This is a genomic window from Roseiarcus sp. (assembly GCF_052145395.1).
GTDB lineage: Bacteria > Pseudomonadota > Alphaproteobacteria > Rhizobiales > Beijerinckiaceae > Roseiarcus.
In genome coordinates, this window is sequence record NZ_JBKQOT010000571.1 from 1 (window position 1) to 9,177 (window position 9,177).

Genomic DNA, 9,177 nt, shown 5'->3' on the forward strand with positions numbered 1-9,177 from the left:
GATCAGTCCCGCTTGGAGTCTGATTTGTTCGCGGCGAAGCGCTGCCGAGCTCGGCAACTCGGCGATCTGGGCGAGCGCTTGCGAAAATTGAAATTCCGCCTCCACCACCGCTGAACGCTCCATTGACGTCCGTCCGGCTCTTCCCCAGAGCGTAGCAGCTTTCTCAAACAATCCCGCCTCAGCGCAGTGGCGCGCTAACACTTGCGGCTGGGATTGGACGACGTCGGGGAAATGAGCCTCTAAAGCTTGCGCGATCCGCAGATGCAATACGCGCCGTGGCTCGCGCAGCAGGGCTCCGTGAGCCAGATCCTGCAGTAGGGCGTGCTTAAACAAATAGGTCGCGTCCGGCGGGATGCCCCGCCTGGACAGCAAACCGGCCCGAACGAGATGATCAAGCGCCACGTTCAAGTCCGGTTCCGCTAGGTTCGCCACCAAAACCAGCAATGAATGAGAGGATTCACGGCCGATCGCAGCGGCGACCTGCGCCACCTCCTTGGCGGGGCCCAGCCGATCGAGCCGCGCCATCAACGAGGCCTGCAAGGTCGCGGGAACTGTCAGGGATCGGTTCCCCTCCGCTTTGCCCCCGCCTTCCGTCTCCAGCACCGCTTTCGTCATCTCCTCGACGAACAAGGGCACGCCGTCGCTGCGCTCGACGATGTCCCGCCGGATGGTCGCCGGCAGCGGCCTCACGCCGGCGACGGCGCCGATCATGACGCCGATGTCGCGCTCGGCCAGCCGATTGAGGATGAGCGTCGTGACGTGGGACTGCCCGATCCAGGGCGCCTCGAACTCCGGCCGGAAGGTCACGATCATGAGCGCGCGAAGGCTTCGGATGCGGTCCACGACGCGGCTGAGCGCTTCGAGGCTCGTGGGGTCCGACCAGTGCGCATCCTCGAAGATGATCAGCACCGGACGGGCGCGCGTTAGAGCCTCAATCTGCGCCACGAGCGCCTGCAGCGTTCTTTGCCGGCGCAGCGGCGGCGCAAGGTCGATCGCCGGGTAGCGTCCATCGGGCTTCAAGGACAGCATCTCGGCGAACAGCGCAGCGTCCTCGGCCGGGGTCGACATGGACTTGAGAAGCGCGTCGAGCTTGTCGAGCTTCGCTTGCAGGGTGTCGTCGCGCGCGAACCTCGCGGCGCGCTCCATCTCGCCGATGATCGGAAAGAGCGCGTCGTCGGTGTGCTGCGGAGAGCAGAAATAGCGCGGCAGAGTCAGCGGTTCGCCGGCGAGGCGTTCGACGAGCGAGACGGCAAGTCGCGACTTCCCGATCCCGGCCTCGCCGGAAAGCAGGACGACTTGTCCTTCTCCATCCTTCGCCCGCGCCCACCGCCGGAGCAGCAATTCGCATTCTTCTTCCCGCCCGACGAGCGGCGTGAGGGCCGTTCCGTGCAGCGCCTCGAGTGGTTGGCGACCGGGTTCTCTCCCAGCGCCGCCCAGGCCCGCGCGGGTCTCGCGATCCCCCTCCCTGGTTCCCAGATCCTGAAGCTCGAAGAGATTGCCGAGAAGCTCTCTCGTGCCCTCGTCGATGACCACGCCGTCGGGCTCGGCAATCCCCTGCAGCCGCGCCGCGAGGTTCGGCGTGTCGCCGACGACGCCGCGCTCCTGCGCCTCTCCGGACCCCAGAAGATCGCCGACCACCACGTTCCCCGTCGCGACGCCGACCCGCGCGTGCAGCGGGGCGCCTGCCGCCGTATTCAGCTTGGGCGCGGCGGCGACGATCGCGAGCGCCGCGCGCACCGCGTTCTCGGCGTCCTGTTCGTGAGCCTGCGGATAGCCGAAGTAGGCGAGCACGCCGTCGCCCATGTGTTTGGCGACGAAGCCGCCGTTGGAGGCGATGAGGCCGGCGCAGCATGTGTGATAGGCTGCGAGGACGTCTCGCATGTCCTCGGGATCGAGCCGCGCGGCAAGCACGGTCGAGCCGACGAGATCGACAATCATCACGGTGAGATGACGGCGCTCGGCGGAGGTCGCTTCTGCGATCCCTGCCGCCGACCCCGCGACCGCCAATGTCGCGAGGCCTGTGCTCGACAACGCTTCAATCGCGGCCAGCAGCCTGCGGCGATGCCCCACCGAGGCGACGCCAAGGTCCTTGATGTCTTCCGACGTCAGCTTTCGAAGAATCTCCAGGTCGATGGAATTCTCGCGAAATGCAGCCTCGTACTGACTGAGACCGAGCCCGCGGAGCCAATCGCCGATCTCCATAGCCGCTTTCCAAACAAGACAACGCCATGATGGTTGGCCGGAAACCGCCTGTCTACGGGACCATTTGCCGCTGAGGCCATGAGGCCGGGGCGAAGACCCAGACAACGCCGGCCGATATCCATTCTGTGCGGTCTCGCCCGCCCCCAGCGGATCGGCGGATGACCGTTTCTGCCCCTCAATGTATCGGGCAATTCAGGACAAACCTCGAAAAAGCGGCCGCGATCGCGACCGGATCGGTCTGACCCTGATAGACGGCCGGAGGGCTCGGGCCGCCGAACAGGCGCTCGATCGCCACCTGCGCCGAGCGAACCGAATACTCCATGGTGAACATGGTATCTTCGGGGATTTCGCAAAACTGGCCCAGGAAGGCGAAGTTCCTGCCCCCGTCCGGGACGACTTTGGGACGATTCGCTTGCCACCGCCTCAGCCACACGCTGCCTGCGTGCGGAAGCAGGCAGGGGATGCAAACGGACGAGCCAAGAATGTCGGCAAGGTCGGTGTCGAACCCGAACTGCCTGATGGTTTCTTCGAGGATCTCGGAGCCGCTGCACTTTGTCACTGGCTTTAGGACATATTTGCCCGGCTGATCCAGTTTCCTTTGCGACTTGTCGTGACACAAGCTGAATCCCCACCACGCCCAAATGTCTTCCGGTTGGCAATAGAAATGCGGTTTCGGGAAGGGCGCGACCGAAAGCAACCAGGGCGAGTCGGCCAAAGTGACGATGCCCTGTTGCCACGGCTTGTTTCCCGTAAGGCCGCTCAATCGGTCGAGGAACGTCGGCTTGGTCGACGTGACCGTGAACGTCACCCATGTCGACAGGAAAGGGTCGTCTTTGAATTCCGGGGGGTTGAAGAAAGGCTCCGGATCCCCGAAGTCGTCACGGCCGCGGCGCGCGGCGTCCTCTTTGATCTGGGTCCACAAGGCCCAGGCTTTCTCGGGCTCACTCACGGTTGGGGGAGGCAGGTCCATCGACCCCACGCTCAGGTTGGCGACCTGGGAGCCCAGAGTGACGAAGACATAATCCTTTTCCCCGAGCGTGATGGTCCGCTCGGTGCCGTCAGGGGAAGCCGAATCGGCCGCAGCCGCGAACGTGAGGCTTTCAGCCCGAATCCCGCCCCCATCCGGCGCAAAATTCACTGCCTTGACCACCATATTGGCGCGGAACTTCACACCTTCCGCAAGCATATTTCCATCGGCGTCAACCCCTTTGCCCCGGAGCCAAGCCAGAATGGGACGGGCGACCCCATCGTCCTGGTTCAATCTCATACGCCAGACATTCGCCATCGTATCGACGTGTGGCAAGACGTGGAGAAATCTTTCGAAATACCGCCTGAACTCGATCGCGCTGTGCTTGCGCAGCGGGCCCATCATCGTTGACCAAGAGAGAAAGAATTGCGATTCAAAGAATTGATCCGAGAAGCCAAACTTTGGATCGTCGATTGCCCTCCCGTCGCATGATGCTTCATCCTCGAACAAGAGCAAGTCGATCGCCCTTTCGCGGTCGGTAACGCTCACGCCCATGCTTGGATCGTTCACGACTTCTCGCGCCGAATTCAGTATGCGGGCTTTGTCGTCGTAGGGGCAGTCCGTGTTGAAGTCGATGACGTCCTTAGCGATGGTTTTCGACGTATCGCTCACGCAGGGAAAGCACTCGAATAGATTGAGAGCGCAGGAATAATGTTCCTCCAGAAGCCGGGTCGCAGGAAGCACATACGCGCTCGTCGGACGCCGCGGATAGTCGGGCGAGAACGGGACATCGACCATTGCGGCGCCCATGGCGCCGCCATAGTCCATTTCAGATTCGAAGATCGTCACGCGCCCCGGCGGGACGATCTTGTACCTGATCAGATAGACGGCGGCGGCGAGCGAGGCGATTCCCGAACCGACGATGTATACATTGTTTGCGCAATTCATGGCCTAACTCCTTTCTGCTTCATCGGACACGAATGAAGCCACGCTTTAAGCCGCAAGGCATTGCGGTAGCGCAATTCTGCATGTGAATTCTGCTTTGAGCCGCCGTTTCCCGCCGGCGAGCGTTTCGGTGGAGCCACCGTCGCCGAACTCAGGCGATCAGTTCGATTCCGGGTTCATTGATCAATTGCTTTGGTGAAAACCAAAATGCGCGTTTGGCCATTCCTATCGCCATCAATAGCGAATCCAAGGCCATCCCAAATGGCCAGCCAAACCAATTTCGAGCAATAAAAAGCTGACGTGTCGGCAAGATCCAAGTTCCAGAAATCGTAAGGCCGCCCGATAGACTTGGATGCCTAGCCGCTCACTCGCCGCTCACTCGCGACCGCGCACACGAATCGCAACCTGAAACCCTGCCCAGCCAGACCAGATCTTCTGAATAGAAAACCGACCAATCCGTATAGGCGATGCGGCGCACTCGGCCGATGTCTCCCCACACGGCCTCGATGACGTTCGCACGCCCTCCGTCCCTTATTTCCACAATTGTCGCATGTCCCACGGCGACCTGCACCCGGAGAGCCAAGTTGCTCGGTCCGGCCGGGTTGGGCGCCGTGTCACAGGCTTTCCGAAAATCTTCGTAAGTGAGATGCCGAAGTCGTTTCAACTGCTCTTCAGAGAAAAAGGTTGGCGCTTCTTTCAGCTGCCGGAAGAACGGTTCTTTTCGCGACTCCCAGGCTCGCTTGTCTTCGGTGACGTTCCCGCCAGGATGGATAACATACGGGACAACTTCGTCTTTCGCCCGCGGCCATACGAGATCTCCATCCCGGAGCCGGTCGACCGTTGGACCAGACTGGCCCGCGCCCGTTGCGCTCCCGCTCGGGCATGAGTCGCGGAGCGTCCGAAACGCGAAGCGCCGCGCTAGCTCGCGAGTGTCAGTCGCCGCCCCTTGCGACCCGCCGACCCGCTGCTACGGCCCGACCGGGATCAGCTTCCCGACGAAGACCGGCGGACCGGACGGTTTGCCGTCGGGCGAGCCGCCGGGCGGCTCCACGGTGACGGCGTAGGTCGCGTCCTCGACGACCGTCCGATCGTAAGCGGCAAGGCTCGCCCGCCGACGGGCTTCGTCGATCACGCCCAGCGACCGCGGCGGCCCGAGCCGCGGGTCGATGATCCACAGCTCGTAGGATTTTCCGGGCCGCGCCGCGACCGCGACAGGGCGGACGGAGAATTCCTGGCGATCGAGGTCGACCGTCACCTCGAACGCGGGGGAAGCCGCGTCCTTCTGCAGGATCGCCACATATTCGCGCGGGCCCGCCGGCCGCTGCGTTTCGCGGACGGCGAGCCCCACCGCCAGAAGGGCGGCGAGGCAGGAGGCGGCGATCGCGGCGAGGCGCCAGCGCGACGCGCGCCGGCGCCAATCGGCGATCAGGCTCTCAGGCGTTGGGGCGGTCTCGGCCGCCGCGGGGGCCGCCGCACGGATGCGCGCCTGGATCGCCGGCCAGAAATCGTCGGCCGGCTCGATCGGCGGCGCCGCTTCGACGAGCGGCTGAAGGCGCAGCTCCCAGCCGCGGATCGCCGCGTCGAGATCGGGCTCGCGAAGCCGGCGCGCGGCGATGACCGCGCGCTCGGCCGGCGAGAGCGTCCCGAGCGCGTATTCGGCGGCGGCCAGGTCGTCGTCAGGCGTCATGACCCAAGACACATCCTAAGTTGCGTGAGGCTGCGATGCAGCCAGGTCTTGATCGTCGGCACAGGCCTGCCGAACCGCTTGGCGAGCGCCTCCCGGCTCGCGCCGCGGTAATAGGCCAGCATCAGAATGGCGCGCTTCTCTTCGTCGAGCGCCTCGAGGCAGGCGATGAGCGCTGCGAGGCCCTCGGATTTCTCGCGCGCCGCGAGCGGATCGACCGTGTCGGCCTCCGGCTCGAAGTTTTGGGGCAAATCTTCGAGCGAGACCGGGCGGACCCGGCGCGCCTCGTCGAGCGCTCGGTTGCGCGCGATCGTCGCCATCCAGCCGAGCGGCGAGCCCTTGGCCGGATCGAAATCGCCGGCCCTTTGCCAGATGCGGACGTAAGCGTCCTGAAGCGCCTCGGCGGCCATGTCCTTGGCCGGCAGGATTCGCGCGACGACGCCGTTGAGCCTGCCGCTGGTCGCCCGGTAGAGCGCCGCGAACGCCGCCTCGTCGCCGGCGGCCACGCGACGGATGAGGCCGGAGAGATTGCTCTCTCCGGCCGTCCAATCCCCGCCCGGCGCGTTGGCCCCTAAAGTCATGCAACGATCTTATGCGGTGGCGCGCGCCAATCAAACGCGCCCGCCCCAGAACTGCCGCTCAGCCCGGCAACAGCACCTTGTTGATGACCTGGATGACGCCGTTCGACTGCATCACGTTCGGGATCGTCACCTCGGCCTTGTCGCCCTTGGCGTCGATCACCCAGAGATGGCCGTCCCTATGCTCGAAGGTCAGGTCCTCGCCCTCGACCGTCTTCAGCATGGCCTTGCCGCCGCCTTGCTTGATCAAGGCGTCGATGTCCGCCGCGGTCATCCGGCCGGGGACGACGTGATAGGTGAGGACGGAGGTGAGCTGCGCCTTGTTCTCGGGTTTCAGAAGAGTCTCGACCGTGCCGGCGGGCAGGCGGGCGAAGGCCTCGTTGGTCGGCGCGAACACAGTGAAGGGCCCCGCCCCTGCGAGGGTGTCGACGAGGCCCGCCGCCTTGACCGCGGCGACGAGGGTGGTGTGATCCTTCGAGTGGACTGCGTTCTCGACGATGTTCCTGCTGGGATACATGGGCGCGCCGCCGACCATCGTGGTCATCTCGGCGAGGGCGGGGGCGATGAAGGCGACGCCGGCGGCGAGCGCGGCGGCGAGAAGCGGAATCCTGGCGTTCATGCGCGTCTCCTTACTTGTTTCGGCCGACCGGGTTCACGATCGGGACAGAACCGTTACGGAGAGCCGGGCGGCAGGTTTCAGCCGGCGACGGAAAAAACTGCGGCCCCGAGCCGCGCCCGATCGCCGTCTTCCGCTGTTGAAAGTCCGGAAAGCTCCGATGGCGAATATCGAATAGGGTCGGTCGGAGCCTCGGGCCGAGGCGCAGAGCCGTTATTGCATTCAAGTCTTGCGTTCAGCGCAGAACGCCATTGTTCTCTAAGTCGCGTGATTCGCCGCCCGAAAAGAGCGTGCAAGGACCGCCGACGTCACGGGGAGGCAAACATGGCGCTCGTCAGTTGCTCGTCCCGGCGGACGGCATCGTCACGCCCGCGCCCGCGGCCGAGCGCCCTCTCGGCGTCCCTGGCGGCGGCCGGCCTGTTTGCCGCTCTGTCTCCCAGCGCCTCCGCAGACGAACTCGCGCTTCCGATCCTTACGCCCGCCCCCTTCTTCGCGCCGACTCAAGATTACTGGAACACCTGGACCCAGACGCATTTCTTTGGCGATTTGGGCGGCCTCCGCCCTCGTCTCCACGACCTTGGCGTCGATTTGAACATACAGGGCGTGGATGAGGCGCTCGCGAATCTCTCCGGCGGCCTACAGCGGACGGTCCAAGAGGCTGGGCAGGTTGCTTTGCAGGTCAGGTTCGACCTGCAAAAGATCATCGGTCTCGAGGGCGGTTCGTTCGGAGTGACGCTGGTGGATCGCTGGGGCCGGAACTTCGCCGCAGACGCCGGCATCCCGGCCCTGCAGTTGATCAACGAAGTCTACGGGCGCGGCAACATCGTTCGGCTGGAGGAATTTAAATACAAACAACATCTGTTCGACGACCGGCTGGAAATCACCCTCGGCCGTCTGGCGTTCGGCGACGAGTTTTTCTCTTTTTCCTGCGATTTCATCAACCTGACCTTCTGCGGCGCGCCGCCCGGCAACATCGTCGGCAACTATATTTACAACTGGCCGGTCAGCCAGTGGGCGGCCGTCGGCAAGCTGAATCTCCCCTCCGACGTCTACCTCAAGGCCGCTGTCTACGATTCGAATCCCGCCTATCTCGACACGTCGCCCAACATCGCCCTCTTGCCGAGCGTACCCGCCGACTCCCAGGGCGCGATCGTTCCCGTCGAACTCGGCTGGACCCCGAAATTCGGCGCCCTCATGGGCGAATACAAGGTCGGCGGCTGGACCAACAGTTCGGCGGCCCCCAACGTCGCCACCAGTCTGAACGGCGAGCCGATATTGGTTTCGGGACTGCCCGGACTCCCGGGCCATGGTCGATATGGCTTTTCGACGGAGTTGCAGCAGCAACTGACCCATGATTCCGCGAACGCCGACCCTAGGAACGGCCTCTACGCCTTTTTCAACGCCACCTACGCCGATCGGCGTACGTCCGCCGAGGACTATCAGGTCGCGCTCGGGCTCTTCCAACAGGGTGTTGGGGCACGGCCCAAGGATGGATTTGGCGTCACCGTCGGCACGACGCACGTCAATCCAAATATTGCCAATGCGCAGGCCGAGGCCAACAGCCTCGGGGTCGGCCCCGGCTATGTGCAGCACAACGAGTATGCCACGGAAGCCTGGTATGGATGGCAGGCGACGGGCTGGATGAATTTAAAATTCGACGCGCAATACGTCATCTGTCCGGGTGGGTATACGACCCCGACCGATCGCAATGCATTTGTGCTGGGCATTCGAACGACGGTCGATTTCTGATCGACCGGCCGAAGGCCGACGTGGTCGCGTGCGGCGACCAGCGGCGACAGCGTGAAAGCGGCGGCCCAAATCACGCCAAGCGCGCGCCCTTGAACGGCGCCTCTCGTTTTGCCCGGCATGCGCAGGGTCTCACTCCAGGGCGCGGCGACCCGGAACCTGCAAGGAACGGCGCCCGTCCGCCAGCGCTAAAACTGCGCGAACGCCTCGCCGGCAACAGCGGGCCGGCCGTAGGACATGCGGACGCGCAGCGCGCGGCCGATCGCGACATGGCAGAGCGCCAGCGCTTCCGGGCTCGCGCTCGCCAGTTGCGACACGTCGCCGTTCATCAAAGCTGCGATCAGCTTTGCGCCGTGGGCGTCCGAGCAGCGCGCCACAGTCTCGTCGTTGCGGTCCTGGTCGACGACGTCCCATTCGCCGCCGGCGCCAGGGTTTGCCG

The 9,177-nt window shown here is 64.4% G+C and carries 8 protein-coding genes; 1 reads left to right on the forward strand and 7 read right to left on the reverse strand.

Annotation, left to right across the window (positions count from 1 at the left end):
• The 6 genes from ACLP25_RS19625 to ACLP25_RS19650 form a co-directional block, all read right to left on the reverse strand.
• Positions 1-2,202 (reverse strand): AAA family ATPase (locus tag ACLP25_RS19625; RefSeq protein WP_442470840.1); only part of this gene is annotated, 2,202 nt, incomplete at its 3' end.
• Between the two features lie 175 nt (positions 2,203-2,377).
• The gene (locus ACLP25_RS19630) at positions 2,378-4,117 is read right to left on the reverse strand and encodes an oleate hydratase (protein WP_442470841.1); all 1,740 of its coding nucleotides are present in this window, start codon (positions 4,115-4,117) and stop codon (positions 2,378-2,380) included.
• Between the two features lie 148 nt (positions 4,118-4,265).
• Positions 4,266-4,424, reverse strand: a complete 159-nt coding sequence (locus ACLP25_RS19635; protein WP_442470842.1) for a hypothetical protein — start codon at positions 4,422-4,424, stop codon at positions 4,266-4,268.
• A 657-nt stretch (positions 4,425-5,081) separates the two neighbouring features.
• Positions 5,082-5,801, reverse strand: a complete 720-nt coding sequence (locus ACLP25_RS19640) for an anti-sigma factor (protein WP_442470843.1) — start codon at positions 5,799-5,801, stop codon at positions 5,082-5,084.
• Positions 5,798-6,379, reverse strand: a complete 582-nt coding sequence (locus tag ACLP25_RS19645; RefSeq protein ID WP_442470844.1) for a sigma-70 family RNA polymerase sigma factor — start codon at positions 6,377-6,379, stop codon at positions 5,798-5,800. Before ACLP25_RS19645 ends, ACLP25_RS19640 begins: the two co-directional genes overlap by 4 nt.
• Positions 6,380-6,437: 58 nt before the next feature.
• A complete protein-coding gene (locus ACLP25_RS19650) occupies positions 6,438-6,995 on the reverse strand; it encodes a fasciclin domain-containing protein (RefSeq protein WP_442470845.1) in 558 nt (185 codons plus the stop codon).
• 321 nt (positions 6,996-7,316) lie between these two features.
• On the opposite strand from ACLP25_RS19650, the gene ACLP25_RS19655 reads away from it, so the two are divergent.
• Positions 7,317-8,741, forward strand: coding sequence for a carbohydrate porin (locus ACLP25_RS19655; RefSeq protein WP_442470846.1), 1,425 nt, complete (start codon positions 7,317-7,319; stop codon positions 8,739-8,741).
• Positions 8,742-8,926: 185 nt separating this feature from the next.
• Here ACLP25_RS19655 and ACLP25_RS19660 read toward each other — a convergent pair.
• On the reverse strand, positions 8,927-9,177 hold a 251-nt coding region (locus ACLP25_RS19660; RefSeq protein ID WP_442470847.1), incomplete at its 5' end, for a hypothetical protein.

Bases quoted from the DNA above. Each gene is read 5' to 3' on its own strand.
- ACLP25_RS19630 (WP_442470841.1), bottom strand. From the start codon at position 4,117: ATGAATTGCGCAAACAATGTATACATCGTCGGTTCGGGAATCGCCTCG.
- ACLP25_RS19640 (WP_442470843.1), bottom strand. From the start codon at position 5,801: ATGACGCCTGACGACGACCTGGCCGCCGCCGAATACGCGCTCGGGACG.
- ACLP25_RS19645 (WP_442470844.1), bottom strand. From the start codon at position 6,379: ATGACTTTAGGGGCCAACGCGCCGGGCGGGGATTGGACGGCCGGAGAG.
- ACLP25_RS19650 (WP_442470845.1), bottom strand. From the start codon at position 6,995: ATGAACGCCAGGATTCCGCTTCTCGCCGCCGCGCTCGCCGCCGGCGTC.
- ACLP25_RS19655 (WP_442470846.1), top strand. From the start codon at position 7,317: ATGGCGCTCGTCAGTTGCTCGTCCCGGCGGACGGCATCGTCACGCCCG.